This is a genomic window from Streptomyces sp. TLI_053 (assembly GCF_900105395.1).
Taxonomy (GTDB): domain Bacteria; phylum Actinomycetota; class Actinomycetes; order Streptomycetales; family Streptomycetaceae; genus Kitasatospora.
This window is the reverse complement of sequence record NZ_LT629775.1, coordinates 9,038,104-9,056,850: the sequence shown is the minus strand read 5'-3', so window position 1 is coordinate 9,056,850 and position 18,747 is coordinate 9,038,104. Positions and strand designations below refer to the sequence as shown.

Sequence of the window (18,747 nt, the reverse complement as noted above, 5' to 3'; positions counted from 1 at the left end):
GCCGACGGGGTGCGGCTCTCAGCCGCGGTCCAGGGCCGACACCAGACTCGCCACCGTCACCGTGTTGAAGACGAAGGCGATGACGGCGTTGGCCGCCACCGTGCGCCGCATCTCCCGGGAGGTCACATTGACGTCGGTGGTGCCGAAGGTCGTCATCACGGAGACGGCGAAGTACATGTAGTCGGCCCAGACGGCGGACTCGGCCCCGGTGCCGGTGCCGGTGCCGGTGCCGGTGCCGGGGAACTCCAGGGCCCGCTCGTCCTCCACCAGGTTGTCGGCGTGGAAGGCGACCGCGAAGGAGACGAGCACGCACACCCACGCCTCGACGACCAGCGCGAGCGCGATCGCCACCCGGACGCCGACCGGGAGCGCCGACCCCAGATGGCCGGGGCGCCAGACCAGGGACACCACCAGCGCGGCCGCCGCGACGAAGACCGACACCCCCGGCCCCGGGGCGCTGCCGAGCAGGTAGCGCTGCACGACGGTGCCGCGCTCGGAGCGCCGCGCCCAGTCCCGGATCCGCTCCGGGGAGGCGCCCGCGAAGGCCACCAGGGTGACGGTCAGGTAGGCCGACAGATAGGCGAACAGCACCAGCACGGCGACGTCCGCCCCGGACAGCGGAGCCGCCCCCTCGTGGAACGCGAGCAGCAGCACGAGCACGGCCGCCGCGACGACGGCGACCAGCAGGCTCGCGGCCGAGCGGCGGCGTTCGGAGAGCCAGGAGTGCACCGGCGGGCTCCTCGGGACGGGGGCTGGCGGGGCGGGCCGCCAGTGTAAGGGGCCGGGGACCGCCGGCCCCGGAAGGCCGGTCCGGCGGGGCGAGCCGGACCGGACCGGCCGTGCCCCGGTACGGCAGCGGGGCCCTGACCGCGCTGTGCGGTCGGGCCCCGCGCCGTGCCACCCTGCGGCGGCGCTTCAGCTCTTCCCGGTGTCCTCGCCCGTCTGCTCGGCGTCGCCCTCGGCGGCGCCCGCCTTCTCGCGCATCCTGCGCACCAGCTCCGCCTTCTGGTCGGCCGCGCCCCGGCGGTCGAGGTTGCGGTGCGGACCGTTGTTCTGCCGTTCGGTACGGGAGAGCCGCTTGCGCTGGCCGCCGCCCATGCCCACGGGGTTGTTGATGTTCTTGCTCACGGTCACGGTCTCCGGTCAATGATGTGAAGTACTGCTGGGGATTCGTCGGTGGGGGACGGGCGGCGACGTCGATGGACGCCCGCGGGCCCGTCACGCGCTCACCCGTGGATCGGCGTCTGGAGGAACACCACAAGAACGTTACCCGGTTCCACCGGTCCGGCGTACCAACGTACCGAACGGGGCGCAGCGGCACGGACGCCCCGTACGGCCGCCGTCAGCCCTGTTCGACGGCGGCCGCCTGCTCCTGGTCGTAGGAGTCGCGCGAGCGGGCGATGGCGTCGCGGTGGCGCTCCGCCCAGGCGGTGAGTCCCTTGAGCGAGGCGTAGAGCTCGTCGGCCATCTCGGTGCCGCGGTACTCCACCTTGGGCGGCACGGTCGCGTAGACGGTGCGCTCGATCAGTCCGTCCCGTTCGAGGTTCCGCAGCGTCAGGGTGAGCATACGGCGGCTGATTCCGGGTACGGACCGTTCGAGTTCGGTGAAGCGGACCGGACCGTGGCTGAGGTTGAGCAGGATCCCGATCGCCCACTTGCCACTGATCCGGTTGAGCGCCTCCAGGACGGTGCACGCCTCGCGGACGGGGGCCGGGTCGTCGATGTCGGCCCCCTCGATGTCCTCGATCACATCGTTGTTCCCCAGGAACATGAAAGTGCCTCCTTACGGTGGGACTTGATGGTCACACAGGATGGTCGCTGTAACAAGAAGTGCCCTCAGGGAGCGCGGGCGCCACCGGGCGCCCCTCCCCGGCCATTCCCCCGAAGGACTCCTCCGATGACCACGCAAGCCCCGCCGTCCCTCCAGCCTTCCAGGTCACGCTGGTTGGCACTGGGGGTCCTCTGCACCGGCAACCTGATGATCATCCTCGACGGTTCGATCGTGACCGTCGCCCTGCCGACCATCCAGACCGACCTCGGCTTCACCCAGTCCGGCCTGGCCTGGGTGGTCAACGCCTATCTCATCGCGTTCGCCGGACTGCTGCTGCTCTCCGGCCGACTGGGTGACCTGCTCGGCGGCCGCCGCGTCTTCAGCGCGGGCCTCGGCCTGTTCACGGTGGCCTCGCTGGCCTGCGGCCTGTCCTCCTCCTCGACGGCGCTGGTGGTGTTCCGGTTCGTCCAGGGGGTCGGCGGGGCGCTCGCCTCGGCCGTCGTCCTCGGCATGATCATCACCCTGTTCCCCGACGCCGGCGAGCGCGCCAAGGCACTGGCGGCGTACGCGTTCGTCTCCGCGGCCGGCGCCTCGCTGGGCCTGATCCTGGGCGGCGTGCTGACGCAGAGCTTCAGCTGGCCGTGGGTGTTCTACGTCAACGTGCCGATCGGCCTGGTGGCGCTCGTGCTGACGCAGAGCGTGGTGCCCGGCGGGAAGGGAGCGGGGCTGCGCGAGGGCGCCGACCTGGTCGGTTCGGTGCTCGCCACCGGCGGTCTGATGCTGCTGGTCTACACGATCATCAAGGCCGAGGAGTACACCTGGGCCGACGGCCGGACGCTGGGCCTGCTGGCCGGCTCGCTGGTGCTGCTGGCCGGGTTCGTGGTCCGCCAGGCGTACGCGGCCAAGCCCCTGCTGCCGCTGCACATCTTCCGCTCCCGGGCGGTCTCCGGAGCCAACGGCATCATGGTCCTGATGGTCGCCGGCCTCTTCGGCTACCAGTTCTGCACCGCGCTGTACTTCCAGAACGTCCTCGGCTACGACGCGCTGAAGACCGGGCTCGCCTTCCTGCCCGCGCCGGTCACCATCGCGATCGTCTCGCTGGGCTTCGCGGTCAAGCTGAACCAGCGGTTCGGGCCCCGCCGGGTGCTGGTCGCCGGCCTGCTGCTGGTGGCCGCCGCGCTCGCGCTGCTGGCCCGGGTGCCGAGCGACGGAAGCTTCCTCGTCGACATCGTGCCGGCGTTCGTCCTGCTCGGCCTCGGCTTCGGCGCGGCCATGCCGGCCCTGATCGGCCAGGCCATGTCGGTCACCTCGCCCAACGACGCCGGCATCGCGTCCGGCCTGGTGAACACCACCCAGCAGGTCGGCGCCTCGATCGGCACCGCAGTACTCGCCACGATGGCCGCCTCCCGCACCGCGACGCTGCTCGGCGAGGGCGACAGCAAGGTCGCGGCGCTCACCGGCGGCTTCCACCTCTCCTACGGGCTCAGCGCCGTGTTCGTGGCGGTCGGCGTCCTGGTGGCCGCCTTCGTCCTGCGCAGCCCCGCCGTCACTGCCGAGAGCGTCCCCGAGCCGGACCTCGAGTCTGCGGATTCCCCCGTGCCGCAGACCTGACGGTCCCCGTGCGGCCGTTCCGGAGGGCTCCCCCCGGAACGGCCGCACCACCCTGACGGCGCGTCGCGCCGCCGGGGCCGCACCTCGCACCGCACGTCGGCCCCGCACCCCGCACCCCACTCCGCACCACCCCGCACCCCGCACCGCACTCCGCACCACGTCGGAGCCCACCGGCCGAACACACCCGCGAGCACACCCGCGAGCGTCCCGCCGCCAAACCCGCGGGTCCCGGAAGAGGGCCCGCATAGGGGGACGGTCAGGGGGGTCGGATCCGGACGGAGCCAGCAGACTCGTCGCATCGTCCGTGGCCGGGGCCGTCAGCGCCTCCCCCTCGGGGTGGGCGGGCCCCTGCGCCGCCCACCGGTCCCCCCTCGCGCAGGATCGAGAAAGAACCCATGTACACCAGACGCCGTTTCCTCCGCTTCCCGGTCACCCTGACCGCCGCCGCTGTCATCGGCCCCGCCGTCCTCACGGCCTGCTCCGACTCCTCCACCCCGCCCTCCGCGAAGAGCGGCGGCGGCACCCTGCGCTACGGCGCCGCCGTCGAACCCGACAGCTGGGACCCGCACGCCGCGTCCACCGCCGTCACCGGGCGACTGCTGCGCCCGGTGCTGGAGTCGCTGGTCGCGGTCGCGCCGGACGGGACCGTCAAGCCGTGGCTGGCCGATTCGTGGACGGTCTCGCCCGACGGCCTCACCTACACCTTCACCCTGCGCGCCGGTGTGACCTTCAGCGACGGCACCCCGTTCGACGCGGCGGCCGTGAAGGCGAACTTCGACCACGTCACGGCGGCGAAGACGGCCTCCAAGCGGGCGGCCGGCCTGCTCGGCCCCTACAAGGAGACCGAGGTGGTCGACCCGCGCACGGTGGCCGTCCACCTGACGGCTCCTCACTCCTCCTTCCTCGGCGCGGCGGGGAGCACCTTCCTCGGCTTCCACTCCCCCGTCGCACTGCGCGACCACGCCGGCGACCTCTCCTCCGGCGGCGCGTTCGTCGTCGGCACCGGCCCGTTCACCTTCGAGTCGGTGACGCCCGGCCAGCAGGCGGTGTTCAAGCGCCGGTCCGACTACAACTGGGCCCCGCCGACCGCCGCCCACCAGGGGCAGGCGAAGCTCGAGAGCATCGTCGTGCTGCTGCTGAAGGAGGACGCCTCCCGGGTCGGCGCCCTGACCTCCGGCCAGGTCGACGCCGCCGAGCTGATACCCGCGAACCGGCTGGCCGGACTGCGCGGCCAGAACGGCGTCCAGGTGGTCCGCAAGGCGGTCCCCGGCGTCCCCTACACCTACTACCTCAACACCGCCCGGGCGCCCTTCGACGACCCGCGCGCCCGGCAGGCCGTCCGGCACGCCATCGACTTCGCCGGAATCGTCAAGGGCATCTTCCAGGGCGAGTACGAGCAGGCCTGGGGGCCGCTGGCGCCCTCCACCCCCGGCGCCGAGCCCTCGTTCGCCAAGCCGGCCTGGGAGTACAGCAAGGAGAAGGCGGAGAAGCTGCTGGACGAGGCCGGCTGGACCGGTCGGGACGCCGAGGGCTACCGCACCAAGGACGGCAAGCGCCTCACCGCGGAGCAGCCGTACGTGCAGACCTTCGTCTCGGCCCAGAACCACACCTTCGACGTGGGCGTGCAGGACGCGCTGAAGCAGGTCGGCATCGAACTGAAGCTGGTGCCGCTGGACTCCGCCGGCTCCATCGGGCGCACCGGCAAGGGCGACTACGACGTGTTCGCCTTCGCCTGGCAGGGCTCCGACCCGAGCCTGCTGGGCAACCTCTACCACTCAAAGTCCCAGTTCGGGGGCGGCGGGGCGAACGGCAGCCGGGTCAAGGACGCCGAGATCGACGGCTGGCTGGACCAGGCCGAGGCGACCGTGGACGCCGCGCAGCGCTTCGAGCTGTACCGCAAGGTCCAGCGGAAGGTCGTCGAGCAGGCGTACTCCTTCCCGGCCTACATCGCCACCATGGACGTCGCCCGGCACGGCAAGGTGAACGGGCTGGTCCTGGACGTCGACGCCAACACCGACTTCTACGGCATCGGGGTGGCCTGAGGTGTCCGGGCGCGCCCGGCTCGCGCCGCTGCGCCACGTGCCGCCCTGGGCCAGGTTCGTCGTCCGGAGGCTCGCGGCGGGGCTGGTGGTGGTGTGGGGGACGCTCACGGTGACGTTCGTCGCCCTCCACCTCGCCCCCGGCGACATCGTGGACGGACTGATCGGGCCGGGCGCCGCCGCGACCCCGGCCCTGCGTGGCCAGGTGATCGCCGAGAACGGCCTGGACGACCCGCTGCTCCTCCAGTACGGCCGCCAGCTCGCCCGGTTGGCGAGCGGCGGCCTCGGCTGGTCGTACCAGCTCAACGAGCCGATCGAGCGGCTGCTCGGCAGCCAGCTCGGTCCGACCGTCGAGCTGGCGGTGTCCGCGCTGGTCACCGCGCTGGTCCTGGCGGTGCTGGCGGCCACCGTGACGGTCGGCCGAGGCCGGGCGGTGCGCGGCGCCGCCGGTCTGGCCGAGCTGCTGATGGTGTCGATGCCCTCGTTCTGGCTGGGCATCATCCTGCTGACGGTGTTCTCCTACCGGCTGCACGCGCTGCCCTCGATCGGGGCGGACGGGCCGGCGCCACTGGTGCTGCCGACGCTGGCACTGGCGCTGCCGCTGGCCGGAGTGCTCGCCCAGGTGATCCGCCAGGAGCTGGAGACCACCGACGGCCGCCCGTTCGTGCTGACCGCGCGCTCGCGCGGCCTGGGCGCGACGGCGGTGCTGCTGCGGCACACCCTGCGGCACGCGCTGCTGCCGCTGACCACGCTGTCCGGTTTCGTGCTGGGCAGCCTGTTCGGCGGCGCGGTGCTGGTGGAGAACATCTTCACCCGGCCGGGCCTGGGCCGGGTGCTGGCCAACGCGGTCGGCTCGCGCGACCTGCCGGTGGTGAGCGCCCTGGTGGTCATCTCCAGCGCGGCGTTCGTGGTCATCAACACGCTGGTGGACGTGCTCCACCCGCTGATCGACCCCCGGCTGCGCGAGGGAGGCCCGGCATGAGCACCGTGACCGCCCTCCTCGACCGGCCGGCCGCGGCAGGCGCCCGCCGGGGCGCGCTGCTGCGCTCGCCGGCCCGCCTGGCACCCCTGGTCCTGCTGGCCGCGGTCGCGCTCGTGCTGGCCTTCCCCGGGGTGTTCGCCACCCACGCCCCCGAGGCGACGGACGTCGCGGCGGCACTGCGCCCGCCCGGTGCCGGGCACTGGCTCGGCACCGACCAGCTCGGCCGGGACGTCTGGTCACGGCTCGTGCACGGCACCCGGCTGTCGCTGCTGATCGCGGTCGGCGCGACGCTGATCGGGGTGGGCGGCGGCGCGCTGCTCGGCCTGGTCGCCGGCTGCGGCGGACGGCAGGTCGACTTCGCCCTGATGCGGGTGGTGGACGTACTGCTGGGCTTCCCCGAACTGCTGCTCGCGCTGGTGGTGGTGGCGCTGCTGGGCGGCGGCACGCTCAACGTGGCGATCGCCATCGGTGTCGCCGGGGTGCCCCACTACGCCCGACTGGTGCGCGGCCAGGCACGGCTGGTGCTGCGCTCGGAGTACGTGGAGGCGGCACGGGTGCTGGGGGTGCCGGCCTGGCGTTCGGTGCTGCGGCACGTGCTGCCGAACGTCGGCGGCCCGCTGGTGGTGCTGGCCTCCATCGGGGTGGGCTCGGCCATCATCTCGGGTTCCGGACTCAGCGTGCTCGGCCTGGGCCCGGTCCCGCCGGACGCGGACTGGGGCTCGATGGTCGCCGACGGCAAGGACTTCCTCCAGACGGCCTGGTGGATCTCGATCTCGCCCGGCCTGGCCGTCTCGGTCGTGGTGGTCTGCACCACACTGATCGGCCGTTCGCTTCAGTCGAGGGCGGTGCGATGACGATGACGACGACGACGGAAGCGTCCGCGGCGGAGGCGGCGGCCGGGGACACCGGTGCGTCGGTGCCGCTCGTGCGGGCCGAGGGGCTGCGGGTGTCGTTCCCCGGCGCGCCGCGGCCCGCCGTGGACGGCGTGTCGCTGGCCGTCGGCGCCGGGGAGTGCGTGGCGCTGGTCGGCGAGTCCGGCTCGGGCAAGTCCGTCACCGCCCGTTCCCTGATCGGACTGGCGGGCGCCGGGGCCCGGGTCTCCGCCCGGACCCTGGAGGTGGCCGGGGCGGACACCGCGGGCTTCGGCGAACGGCAGTGGCGCACGGTGCGCGGCCGACGGATCGCCGTGGTCCTCCAGGACGCGCTGACCGCGCTGGACCCGCTGCGCACCGTCGGCGCCGAGATCGCCGAGGCGGCCCGCCTCGGCGGCACCGCCGGCCCGGACAGCGCTGCCCGGGTGGTGGAACTGCTCACGGCGGTGGGCGTGCCGGAGCCGGAGGCCCGGCGCACCCAGTACCCGCACCAGCTCTCCGGCGGGCTGCGCCAGCGCGCGCTGATCGCCTCGGCGCTGGCCGCCGACGCCCCGCTGCTGATCGCCGACGAGCCGACCACCGCGCTGGACGCGATCGTCCAGGCGCAGATCCTGGCGCTGCTCGGCCGGCTCAAGGACGAGGGCCGGGGACTGCTGCTGGTCAGTCACGACCTGGCGGTGGTGGCGCAGTTGGCGGACCGGGTGCTGGTGCTGCGGCGGGGCGAGGTGGTGGAGAGCGGGCCGGCCGGCCGGGTGCTGTCCGCCCCGGAGCACCCGTACACCCGGATGCTGCTGGACGCGGTGCCCTCGGGCCGCCCGCGGGCCCGTCCCGTGCAGGCCCCGCCCGGGGCACCGGACGCCGGAGAGGCCGTCCCGGTACTGACCGGGCGCGGGCTGGTCAAGTCCTTCGCCCCGGGCGGGCCGAGGGCCCTCGACGAGGTCGGGTTCACCCTGCGGGCGGGCGAGGCGCTGGGCGTGGTCGGCGAGTCCGGCTCGGGCAAGACCACGCTGGCGCGGGTCGCGATGGGACTGTCCCGTCCGGACGCCGGGGAGGTGCTGCTGCACGGTCGGCCCTGGTCGGCGCTGCCGGAGCGGCGGCGCCGGGCCGGGCGCTCGGCGATCCAGTTCGTCCAGCAGGATCCGTACGCCTCGGCGGACCCCCGGTTCACCGTTGCGCGGATCATCGGCGAGGCGCTGCCGGGACTGCGGCGCGCCGAACGGGCCCGGCGGTGCGCGGAGCTCCTCGACCAGGTCGGCCTGCCGCCCGAACTGCTCTCCCGCCGGCCGCACCAGCTGTCCGGCGGCCAGCGCCAGCGGGTGGCCATCGCCCGGGCGTTGGCGGGCGGTCCGCAGGTGCTGGTCTGCGACGAGCCGGTGTCGGCCCTGGACGTCTCGGTCCAGGCACAGGTGCTGGAGCTGTTGGACCGGCTGCGGCGCGAGCGGGGCATCGCCCTGCTGTTCATCACCCACGACCTGGCCGTGGTGCGGCAGGTCGCCGACCGGGTGCTGATCATGCGCGGCGGGTCGGTCGTCGAGGAGGGCGGGACCGAGCGGATCTTCGAGGCCCCCGCCCACCCGTACACCCGGGCCCTGCTGGACGCCGTCCTGCGGCTGCCCGGCACGGACGGCGGGGGCGGTGAGGACGGCACGGACGGCGCGGACGGCGCGGACGGCGCGGACGGCGCGGACGGCGCGGGCGGTGAGGACGGTGAGGACGGCGCCGCCGGTACGGAGAGCGCGGACCGGGCACCTGGCGGGGACGCCACCGGCCGTGACGGCCCGGAGCAGGACATCGAACACGTCGCCGGGCAGGACGGCGAGCTCGTCACGAAGTGGGAGACATGACTGACACGACGACGGACACCGCCCCCGGGACCGCCGAGGTGTGGCTGCGGCGGGCCGAGGAGGTCGCGGCGCGGCTCGCGCCCGGCGCCGCGCGGCGCGACCGCGAGGGCGCCCCGCCGGTGCGGGAGATCCAGTTGCTGAAGGAGACCGGCCTGGTCACCCTGCTGGGGCCGGTCGAGCACGGCGGGGCCGGCCAGAACTGGTCCACCGCGTTCCGGGTGGTGCGCACCGTCGCGGCGGCCGACGCCTCGGTCGGCGAACTGCTGGCCCACCACTACGTGTGGGTGTCGATCGCCGAGTTCATCGGCACCGAGGAGAAGATCCAGCACATCGGCGAGGTGTCGGCCCGGGCCCGGTGGTTCTTCAGCGGGTCCTCGAAGCCCCGCTCGGCGCCCCTGGTGGTCCAGGACACCGGCCTCGAGATGCTGTTCCACGGGCGGCTGGAGCGTGCCCTGGGCCACCCGGTGTCGGACATCACCATCCTGGAGGGTTTCCTGGAGGACGGCGACACCCCGATCAGCGCGCTCGCGATGAGCGAGCACGTGGGGCTGTCCTTCGAACCGGGCGCCGAGGAGATCGGGCTGCGGTCGCTTGCTGCCGGGACCGTGGTCGCCGACGGCGCGAACATCCCGTGGACCGGGGCGCTCGGCCACGTCGACAGGACCTTCGTGCCCCGGGTCTACAACACCTTCCTCACCCCGGCCTTCCAGCTCGCCCAGGTCAACGCGCTGATCGGCGCGGCCCGGGGCGCGCTGGAGGCCGCCGCCCGGCACGCCCGCGAGCAGTGGTCGCGGGCGCCGCTGACCGAGGCCGCCGCCGCGGACGCGGCGGGGCACTACGGCGCCCTGGCCTCCGCACTGTGGGCGGTGGAGGCCTTCGCCGACGCCGTCGGCGCCGAGGCGGACGCCCTGCACGCCCGGCGCCGCACGGTGACCGAGGAGGAGCGCGGCCGGCACGCCGTCCGGGTCGCGGCGCTGGCCGCGCAGGCCGGCGCGGCCGCCGACGCGGTCACCGCGGGCGCGCCCGGCGCGGCCGGCCCCGGCGGCGCCGAGGCCGCGGCCGGGCTGGACCGCTACTGGCGGGACACCCGGGCGCGGCGGGTGCACGAGGACGATCCGGGGCGGGCCCGGGTGGTCGGGCGCCACCTCCTGCACGGCGAAGTCCCCCGCCCCACCTGGTACGCGTGACACCCCGAGTAAGGAGCACCCCCGCATGACCAGCAGTTCCCCGACCGTCCCGCTGTCCGTCCTCGACATCTCGTCCGTCGACTCCGCCGGCCGCCCCGCCGACACCCTGGTCGGCACCCGCCGACTGGTGGCGGCCGCCGACGAGCTGGGCTTCACCCGGTTCTGGGTGGCCGAGCACCACAACTCGCGCGGGATCGCCGGCTCCGTACCGGCCGTCCTGCTGGCCGCGCTCGGCGAGCGGACCAGCCGGATCCGGATCGGCGCGGGCGGGGTGATCCTGCCCAACCACCCGCCGTACGCCGTCGCGGAGTCCTTCCGGACGCTGGCCGCGCTGTTCCCCGGCCGGGTCGACCTGGGCATCGGCCGCTCGGGCGCGGACCCGGTGCTCTCCCACGCGCTGCGCCGGGCGCCCGACGAGGACTTCCCGGCGGCGCTGGAGGAACTGCTCGCCTTCGTCGACGGCGCCTTCCCGGACGGGCACGTGTACCAGCGGCTGGAGGCCCTGCCGGAGCCGCCGCGGCCGCCCCGGCCGTGGCTGCTGGGCGCCAGTGTGCGCAGCGCCGTGGACGCGGGCCGGCGCGGGCTGCCGTACGCGTTCGCCCACCACTTCTTCAACTCCCGCGGCACCGAGGAGGCGCTGCGGGCGTACCGGGAGAACTTCCGGCCCTCGGCCCGGGCCGAGCGGCCGCACACGATCGTCACCGCCTACACGGTGTGCGGGGAGACCTCGGAGCAGGCCCGCCGGTTGGCGGCGCCGGCGCTGTTCCCGGTGCTGCGGCTGAACGGCGCCTCGCCGGTCGCGCCGCTGCCCACCGTCGAGGAGGCGGCGGCGTACCTGTGGACGGAGGCCGAGCGGGCCGCCGCCGACGCGCTGCTCAGCACCCAGGCGGTCGGTGACGCCGAGGAGGTCCGCCGGGCGCTGGCGGACCTGCTGGAGCGCACCGGCGCGGACGAGCTGATGGTGACCAACAACGTCACCGACGTCGAGGAGAAGATCCGCTCGCTGGAACGCGTGCGGGAACTCGCTCCGGCGCTGCCCGTTCCCGCCGGGGTCAGCCGGTAACGGCCGGGCGGCGACGGTCGCGGGTGCCGAGGCTGTCGAGGATGCGGCGGTGGTGGGTGACCAGCCAGACCCGCTCGGGCTCCCCCGGCGGGCAGCGGTCCAGGGCGTGGTCGAGGCAGCTGACCGCGAGCACGTCGTCGCCCGCGGCGGCGGCCCGGGCGGACGCCCCGACCAGCGCCTCCCACGCACGCCGTTCCATCGCCTCCACCGGTGTGCCGTCGGCCTCGGCGAGCGCGATGGCGCGGTCGTAGTGGAAGGCCAGCAGCCCGGGGCGGGGCACGTCCAGCAGGGCCGCCCAGTCGGCCGCCCGCAGATGCCGTTCGACCAGGACGCGGCCGGGCAGCTGGGCGAGCGCGACATCGCGGCTGACGGCGTACCGGAAGACGTACTCGACGTCTCCGGGCACGCTGCTGCGGCGCACCCGGCGCAGCAGTTCGCGCGACTCCAGGAGTTCCAGGCCGCGGCCGACCTCCTCGGGGTCGCGCCGGCCGACCGCGGCGACCGCGCCGCGCCACAGCGTGCCGCCGACGACGGCGGCGTCGCGCAGCACCGAGCGGGCGGCGCGGTCGAGGCCGTCGAGCTGGGCGGTCACGACGGCGCGGACGGCCGGCGGGTGGGCGGCGGCCGGGTCGGCGCCGACGTCCGCCACCCGCGCGTAGGCCTGGGCGAACAGCGGGTTGCCGTCGGCGAGGGCCGCGCGGAGGTCGTCGCCGGGTGTCGGGTGGCGGCGGCCGGCGGCGGCGCCGATCACGGTGGCGGTGGCCGCGGCGGACAGCGGCGCCACGTGCAGGAGGACCGAGCGGCGCTTGCCGCACCCCCAGGAGGGTCTGGTGTGGAGCAGTTCGGAGCGGGCGCCGGCGATCAGCAGCAGGGCGACCGGGCCGAGCCGGACGGTGAGGTCCTCGACGAAGGAGCGGACGAAGTCGGCGGCGCGGTGGAGGTCGTCCAGGACGACCACCAGCGGGCGTTCGGCGGCCGCCTCCTCCAGGAACTGCCGCAGCGCGCCGAGGACTTCCTCCCGCGGGACGACGCCGCCGTCCGGCTCCTGGGCGGCGGCGGCCGGGGCGGGCAGGCCGAGGCAGGCCGCGAGCGCCGTGACGATCGGCCCGGTGGCGCCGTGCGGGAGGAGCCGGCGCACGACGCCGGTCAGTGCGGGAAGGACGACGGCCGCCGGCGCGCCGGCGCGGATGCCCGCGTAGGCGCGGACCACGCCGGCCAGCGGCTCGTAGGGGGTGTGGGTGTCGAAGGCGGGGGTGCCCGCGTGGAGCACCCGGGGCGTCGGCGGTCCGGCGCCGTCGCGCAGCGAGGCGGCGAACTCCCCGATCAGCCGGGTCTTGCCGATGCCGGGCTCGCCGAGCACCGAGACCAGGTGCGGCAACTGGTGGCGAACGGTGTCCCGGTAGGCGCCGTGCAGCAGGTTCAGCTCGTGGGTGCGCTCCAGGAACGGCGGTTCGGCGGGATGCCCGGACGGCGCGCGGCCATCCGGGCCCGAGCGCCCGGGGCGGTGGACGCCGGGGACGCCGGGGACCGGGGCGAAGCCGAGTCCGCCGCCGCCCGCTTCCACGGTGGCGTCGGCGGCCCACAGTTCCCCGCGGGGGACCTGCAGCAGCTGGTAGTGGCAGGCGTCCAGCACCTGGCCGGTGACCTCCACGGGCTCGGGCGCGCTGTCGTCGTAGGTGACCATCACCTCGCCGGTGCCGACCACGAGGTGGGTGACCGGCCGGGTGGCGCTCGCCTCGGCGGCCGGCCCCGGTCCGGGCACCGCGAAGTGGCGACGCAGGGCGAGGGCGGCGCGCAGGGCCCGCTCGGCGTCGTCCTCGTGGGCCCGGGGGACGCCGAAGACGACCAGCCACACCGAGCCGAAGGCGCGGCGCACGTGTCCGCCGAAGGGCGCCGTCTCGCGTCGGATGTCGGCGGTCAGCTCCTTGATGGCGTGGTCGACGCGCTCGGGGGCGAGGGCGCCGCCGCCGGCCGTCCACCGGGCGCGGACCATGACGACGCTGGCCGGGCGCCGCTCGACCCGTTCCCAGGGCGCACGGGGAGCCTGCGCGGCGGCCGGGACGCCGGGGGTCCCTGCGCGGTCGTCGGCGCGCGCGGGCACGGCGGGTGCCGGCCGGGGGCGCGGCGACCGCGGGGCGGCGGGCCCGGGTCCGGCCGGGGACGGGAAGTCCGCCGCGCCGCCCGGGGCCGCGGTGAGCCGCAGCGCCAGGGCCGGGTCGTGGCTGAGGATCGCGCGCTGGAGGCGGCGCAGGTCGCGGCCCGGCTCGAGGCCGAAGCGGTCGGCGAGGAGGTCCCGGGTGCGCCGGTAGCGGTCCAGCGCCTCGGACTGGCGCCCGCAGTTGTAGAGGACGACCATCAGCTGGGCGACCAGGCGTTCCCGGGTCGGCTCGGCCTCCAGCAGGGACTCCAGTTCGCCGATCAGCTCACGGTCCCGCCCCATCGCCAGCTCGGCCTGGATGCAGTCCTCGTGGACGGCGAGCCGGATGCCCTGGAGGGCGGCCAGCTCGGGCCAGGTGAGCCCGGCGTCGCTCACGTCGGCGAGCACCGGTCCGCGCCACAGGCCGAGGGCGCGGCGCAGCAGTTCCGAGGCCTGCGTCCAGTCGCCGGCCGCCAGTCGGGACCGGCCCAATGTGACAAGCTCATGAAATTCCGTGAGATCGAGCTGTTCCGGCTCGATTCTGAGCATGTATCCGGGCACAGTGGTATTCAGCGTGGCCTTCCCGTCCGCCGGCTCCCCGACCGCCTCGAATGCGCGGCGCAGCCCGGCCACCGAGTTCTGCACCATTTTCCGTGCCGTGGTCGGACGGTCGTCGCCCCAGAGCGCGGCGACTATCTCGTTGATACTCACCACGCTATTCGCGCGGAGCAGGAGAACGCCGAGAAGGGCCCTCTGCTGCAGGCCGCGAATGGGCACGTCGATGCCGTCCGAGAGCACTTCGAGCGGCCCCAGAACGTTGAATCGCACCCCTACCCCCTCGATTACCTGCGAATCCAGAAGATGCCATTCCGATTGTGCCCGATGGTACATCAGGTCCCCCCGGCCCTTCCATTGACTGTCCATCAATTCTGACCCGCGATACCAGCGGCAATCCCCCGGCGGTTATCCCCGCGGCATTGCGCCGCCACTGCCCGGCGGCAGGGGCGGCAGTGGCCCGCGCATGGGCGGTCAGTTCCCGGGCGATGGGCGGGGTTTCCCCATGATGGGTCCCACCGGGAGCGGGCGGCCGTCGCCACCGCCCCGGGGAGCCGCCGGGGACCGGCGGCCGAACGCCTACAAGAGACGAGGTCGGGGGTACCCGGTGCCTTCCCTGCTGGAACGTGACGCGCACATCGACAGACTCGACCACCTGCTCGCCGAGTGTCTCGGCCGCGCGGGCCGGGTGGCACTGGTCGACGGACCCCTCGGCAGCGGCAAGAGCGAGCTGCTGCGGGTGTTCGCCGCCCGGGCCGCCGAACGCGGAGTCCTGGTCGTGGGCGCGAGCTGTTCCGCGCAGGAGCGGGACCTGCCCTTCGGCATCGCCGACCGGATCGCCCACTCCCCCGGCTGGCCCGCCCGGCACGCCGAGCGGCTGGCCGCCCTGGCCGACCCGGCCGTCCTCGCCCACCCGTCCGGCAGCGCCGCCGGCACCGCCCTCGACGGCACCGGCGCGACCGCCGACCCGACCGGCCCCCCGTCGCCCCCGCTGCTGCGCGCCTGCCGGGACCTGACCACCGCCCTGCTCGCGGCCGCGGCCGACACCCCGGTGCTGCTCTGCGTCGAGGACATCGGCCACGCCGACGAGGCGTCCCTGCACTTCCTGCGCCACCTCGTCCGCCACCTGCCGCAGAGCCGGGTGCTGCTGGTCCTCACCGACGGCAGCACCCCGTGGCCCGCGCGGCGCCGGTTGCACGCGGAACTGCTGCGCCACCCGCACGCGCACCGCCTCACGCTGGCCCCGCTGTCCCGGGCCGGCGCGCTGCGCCTGGTCGCCGAGGGCCTGGGCGAGGAGGACGCCCGGCACCGCGGCCCCGGCCTGGTGGACGTCGCCGGCGGCAACCCGCTGCTGCTGCACGCCCTCGTCGACGAGCACCTCGACCGCGCCGACGAGCCCGAACCGCGTTACGGCCCGGCCCTGCTGAGCTGCCTCCACCGGGCCGGCCCCGGCGTGCTGCGGGTCGTCCAGGCCCGGGCCGTGCTCGGCGAGGAGGCCCCGGACGAGGACGTGGCCAGGCTGCTCGGAGAGCGGGAGAGCGCCGAAGCGGTCGCCCGGGTCCGCGCCGCGCTCACCGCCGCCGGACTGCTGGACGGCGAGGGACGGCTGCGCACCGCGGCCGCCGGCGCCGACGTCCTGGAGGATCTGGCCCCGCACGAGCGCACCGACCTGCGCCTGCGGGCCGCCCAGCTGGCCCACGAGAGCGGCAGCCCCGCCGCCGAGGTGGCCCGGCACCTGGTCGAGGCCGGGCGGGCACCCGCACCGTGGGCGGTCGCGGCGCTGGCCGGGGCGGCCGAGCACGCCCTGCTCGACCACCGTCACGGCACCGCCGTCGCCTGCCTGCGACTGGCCCATCAGGAGGCCGCCGAGGAGAACGAGCGGGCGGTGCTCCGGCACCGGCTGGCGCAGGCCGAGTGGCAGCTCAACCCCTCGGCGGCGGCCCGGCACCTGGTGCCGCTCACCGCCGCGGTCCGGGCCGGGCACCTCGGGCTCGCCGAGGCGCTCGTCCTCGTCCGGTACCTGCTGTGGCACGGCCGGGGCGAGGAGGCGCTGGGTGTGCTGGACCTGCTGCGCGCCCGGACCGGAACCGCCTCCCCCGCCGGGACCGGCGCGCTGCGCGACGTCGAGACCTGGCTCGCCTACACCCACCCAGGCCTCGCCCGGGGCCGCCGCGTCCCGGCTCTGCCCGCCGATCTGCGGCACGCGGTCGCCCCGGACGTCGACCCGCACCTGCGGGCCGCCGCGGCGCTCGCCGGGGCGCTCACCCGGGGACGGGCCGCGGACGCCGTCGACCGCGCCCAGCAGGTGTTGAACGACGCCCACCTGCACGGCCGCACCCCGTGGGCCGAGGAGGCCGCGCTGCTGGCGCTGCGGGTGCTGCTCGAGGCCGGGCGTGCCGACACCGCGGCGGTCTGGAGCCAACGGCTGCTCGGCACCGCCGCGCGCCGCGGGATCCCGACCGCGACGGCCCTGTACTCGGCGGCGCACGCCGAGGCGGCCCTGCGGCTCGGCGAGCCGACCACGGCGGCCGAGCACAGCCGGGCCGCGCTGACCCACCTCAGCCCCACCGCCTGGGGCATCGCGGTGGGCCTGCCGCTGGGCACGCTGATCGTCGCCGAGAGCCGCACGGGCGAGCACCGCTCGGCGGCCAAGCACCTCACCCACGCCGTCGGCGAGGCGATGTTCCAGAGCCTGTACGGGCTGCACTACCTGTTCGCCCGCGGCGAGCACTACCTGGCGACCCGGCACGGCCACGCGGCCCTCGCCGACTTCCTGTCCTGCGGCGAACTGCTGCGCACCTGGGGCCTGGACGGCGCGGGAGTGGTGCCCTGGCGCACCCAGGCCGCCGACGCCTGGCTGCGGCTGGACAACCGGGACCGCGCCTGGCGGCTGATCCACGAGCAGCTCAGCCGGGCCGACGCCGACCTGCCGCACAACCGCGGCCCGGCGCTGCGGCTGCTGGCCGCGGCCGGGCCGGCCGGCCGACGCGGCCCCCTGCTCACCGAGGCCGTCGACCTCACCGAGGCCTCCGGCGACCGCTACGAGCAGGTGCGGGTGCTCACCGACCTGAGCCGACTGCACCAGGGCGCCGGAAACAAGCGCAGGGCCCGGCTGCTGCTGCGCCAGGCCCTGCACATGGCGAACATGTGCGCCCTGGGACCGCTCGCGCAGGAGCTGCTGTCGGTCTCGGCGGACCTCGGTGAGAGCGGCCCGGCCGCCGACGAGGCACCGGAGCCGGGCGGGGTCGGCGCGCTCACCGAGTCCGAGCGACGGGTCGCCTCGCTCGCCGTACTCGGCTACACCAACCGCGAGATCGCCGGACGCCTGTACGTCACGGCGAGCACCGTGGAACAGCACCTCACCCGGGTCTACCGCAAGCTCGGGGTACGCCGACGCAAGGATCTGCCGGCCGATCTGCGGGCCGGCCTGAGGAAGACGGGATGACCACTCCGATGACCACGCCGACCGCCACGACCCCGACGGTGCACGACGGCACCGAGCCCGAACTCGTGCGGGCCCTGGCGGGCCTGACCGCCGGCCAGCAGCCGCAGTGGCCCGATCAGGACCGGGTGCGCGAGGTGCGCGCCGCACTCGGTGCCCTGCCGCCCCTGGTGGAGCCCGCCGCCGTGGACCGGCTCCGGGAGCGCCTGGCCGAGGCCGCGCTCGGCCGGGCCCTGGTCGTCCAGGGCGGGGACTGCGCCGAGACCTTCGCCGGCAACACCCCCGAGCACGTGCGCGCCAACCTGCACGCCCTGCTGCACTGCGCCACCCTGTTCGAGGTCGCCTCCGGCCTTCCGGTGGTTCCGGTCGGGCGCGTCGCCGGGCAGTACGCCAAGCCGCGCTCCAGCCCGACGGGCCCGGACGGGCTGCCCTCCTACCGGGGCGACATCGTCAACGGCCTCACGGCGACGGCCGAGGCCCGCACGCCGGACCCGCGGCGGATGCTCACCGCGTACGACGGCGCCGGTGCCGCGCTCGACGTGCTGGACTCGGTGGCCGCGGCGACCCGCAGCGAACTGTTCGCCGGTCACGAGGCCCTGCTTCTCGACTACGAGGTGCCGCTGGTGCGCGACGGGTACGCGCTGTCCGGCCACTTCCTGTGGATCGGCGAGCGGACCCGCGAGCTCGACGGCGCGCACGTCGCGCTGGCCCGCCGGATCGCCAACCCGCTGGGCCTCAAGCTGGGCCCGTCCACCACCCCGGAGCAGGCCGTCGCCTACGCCGGCGCGCTGGACCCGGACCGCGTCCCCGGCCGGCTGACGCTGATCAGCAGGATGGGCGCGGACCGGGTGTCCGACGTGCTGCCGCCCCTGGTGGAGGCGGTGGCGGACGCGGGGCACCCGGTGGTCTGGCTCTGCGACCCGATGCACGGCAACACCGAGACGGCGGCCGGCGGGCTGAAGACCCGCCGCTTCGACCGGATCGCCGCCGAGGTGAGCGGCTACTTCGCCGTGCACCGGGCGCTCGGCAGCCACCCCGGCGGCCTGCACCTGGAACTGACCGGCGACGACGTGACCGAGTGCCTCGGCGGTCGCGAGGACCTGCGTGAGGAGCAGCTGCCCGAGCGCTACCTGACCGGCTGCGACCCGCGGCTGAACGGCCGTCAGACCCTCGACCTGGCACGCGTCGTGGCGGAGATCCTGCTGGAGCACTCCGCCCGGCGGACGCCCGCGGCGGTCTGAGGA

The 18,747-nt window shown here is 75.4% G+C and carries 13 protein-coding genes; 9 read left to right on the top strand and 4 right to left on the bottom strand.

What is annotated here, in order from left to right; all coding sequences use genetic code 11:
- Positions 1–18: 18 nt before the first annotated feature.
- From BLU95_RS37475 to BLU95_RS37465, 3 genes are all read right to left on the bottom strand, one after another.
- A complete protein-coding gene (locus BLU95_RS37475; RefSeq protein WP_093863922.1) occupies positions 19–729 on the bottom strand; it encodes a DUF1345 domain-containing protein in 711 nt (236 codons plus the stop codon).
- A 186-nt stretch (positions 730–915) separates the two neighbouring features.
- Positions 916–1,134, bottom strand: coding sequence for a DUF6243 family protein (locus BLU95_RS37470; RefSeq protein ID WP_173862202.1), 219 nt, complete (start codon positions 1,132–1,134; stop codon positions 916–918).
- Between the two features lie 208 nt (positions 1,135–1,342).
- The gene (locus tag BLU95_RS37465) at positions 1,343–1,771 is read right to left on the bottom strand and encodes a winged helix-turn-helix transcriptional regulator (RefSeq protein WP_093863921.1); all 429 of its coding nucleotides are present in this window, start codon (positions 1,769–1,771) and stop codon (positions 1,343–1,345) included.
- A 126-nt stretch (positions 1,772–1,897) separates the two neighbouring features.
- On the opposite strand from BLU95_RS37465, the gene BLU95_RS37460 reads away from it, so the two are divergent.
- The 7 genes from BLU95_RS37460 (at position 1,898) to BLU95_RS37430 (ending at position 11,369) form a co-directional block, all read left to right on the top strand.
- Positions 1,898–3,382, top strand: coding sequence for an MFS transporter (locus BLU95_RS37460; RefSeq protein ID WP_093863920.1), 1,485 nt, complete (start codon positions 1,898–1,900; stop codon positions 3,380–3,382).
- Positions 3,383–3,777: 395 nt separating this feature from the next.
- Complete coding sequence (locus BLU95_RS37455; RefSeq protein ID WP_093863919.1) at positions 3,778–5,424, top strand: ABC transporter substrate-binding protein; 1,647 nt, start codon at positions 3,778–3,780, stop codon at positions 5,422–5,424.
- A 1-nt stretch (position 5,425) separates the two neighbouring features.
- Positions 5,426–6,403 (top strand): ABC transporter permease, encoded by a 978-nt coding sequence (locus BLU95_RS37450; protein WP_231978090.1) that lies wholly within the window; start codon positions 5,426–5,428, stop codon positions 6,401–6,403.
- On the top strand, positions 6,400–7,257 hold the full coding sequence (locus tag BLU95_RS37445) for an ABC transporter permease (protein WP_093863918.1): 858 nt from the start codon (positions 6,400–6,402) through the stop codon (positions 7,255–7,257). The genes BLU95_RS37450 and BLU95_RS37445 overlap by 4 nt, the downstream gene beginning before the upstream one ends.
- 2 nt (positions 7,258–7,259) lie before the next feature.
- Entirely contained in the window at positions 7,260–9,119 is a 1,860-nt protein-coding gene (locus tag BLU95_RS37440; protein WP_159425171.1) for a dipeptide ABC transporter ATP-binding protein, read from the top strand.
- Positions 9,116–10,306: an acyl-CoA dehydrogenase family protein gene (locus tag BLU95_RS37435; protein ID WP_093863917.1), complete on the top strand. Its 1,191-nt coding sequence runs from the start codon at positions 9,116–9,118 to the stop codon at positions 10,304–10,306. The genes BLU95_RS37440 and BLU95_RS37435 overlap by 4 nt, the downstream gene beginning before the upstream one ends.
- Positions 10,307–10,331: 25 nt before the next feature.
- Positions 10,332–11,369, top strand: a complete 1,038-nt coding sequence (locus tag BLU95_RS37430) for an LLM class flavin-dependent oxidoreductase (protein ID WP_093863916.1) — start codon at positions 10,332–10,334, stop codon at positions 11,367–11,369.
- Here BLU95_RS37430 and BLU95_RS37425 read toward each other — a convergent pair.
- The gene (locus tag BLU95_RS37425; RefSeq protein ID WP_159425170.1) at positions 11,359–14,334 is read right to left on the bottom strand and encodes an ATP-binding protein; all 2,976 of its coding nucleotides are present in this window, start codon (positions 14,332–14,334) and stop codon (positions 11,359–11,361) included. The two genes, BLU95_RS37430 and BLU95_RS37425, sit on opposite strands and share 11 nt — an antisense overlap.
- A gap of 334 nt (positions 14,335–14,668) precedes the next feature.
- Between BLU95_RS37425 and BLU95_RS37420 the strand changes: the two genes are divergently transcribed.
- On the top strand, positions 14,669–17,506 hold the full coding sequence (locus BLU95_RS37420; protein WP_197698664.1) for a helix-turn-helix transcriptional regulator: 2,838 nt from the start codon (positions 14,669–14,671) through the stop codon (positions 17,504–17,506).
- Positions 17,503–18,744 carry a 3-deoxy-7-phosphoheptulonate synthase gene (locus BLU95_RS37415; RefSeq protein WP_093863913.1) on the top strand — a complete coding sequence of 414 codons (1,242 nt, stop codon included), beginning with the start codon at positions 17,503–17,505 and terminating at the stop codon, positions 18,742–18,744. The genes BLU95_RS37420 and BLU95_RS37415 overlap by 4 nt, the downstream gene beginning before the upstream one ends.
- Positions 18,745–18,747 lie beyond the last annotated feature (3 nt).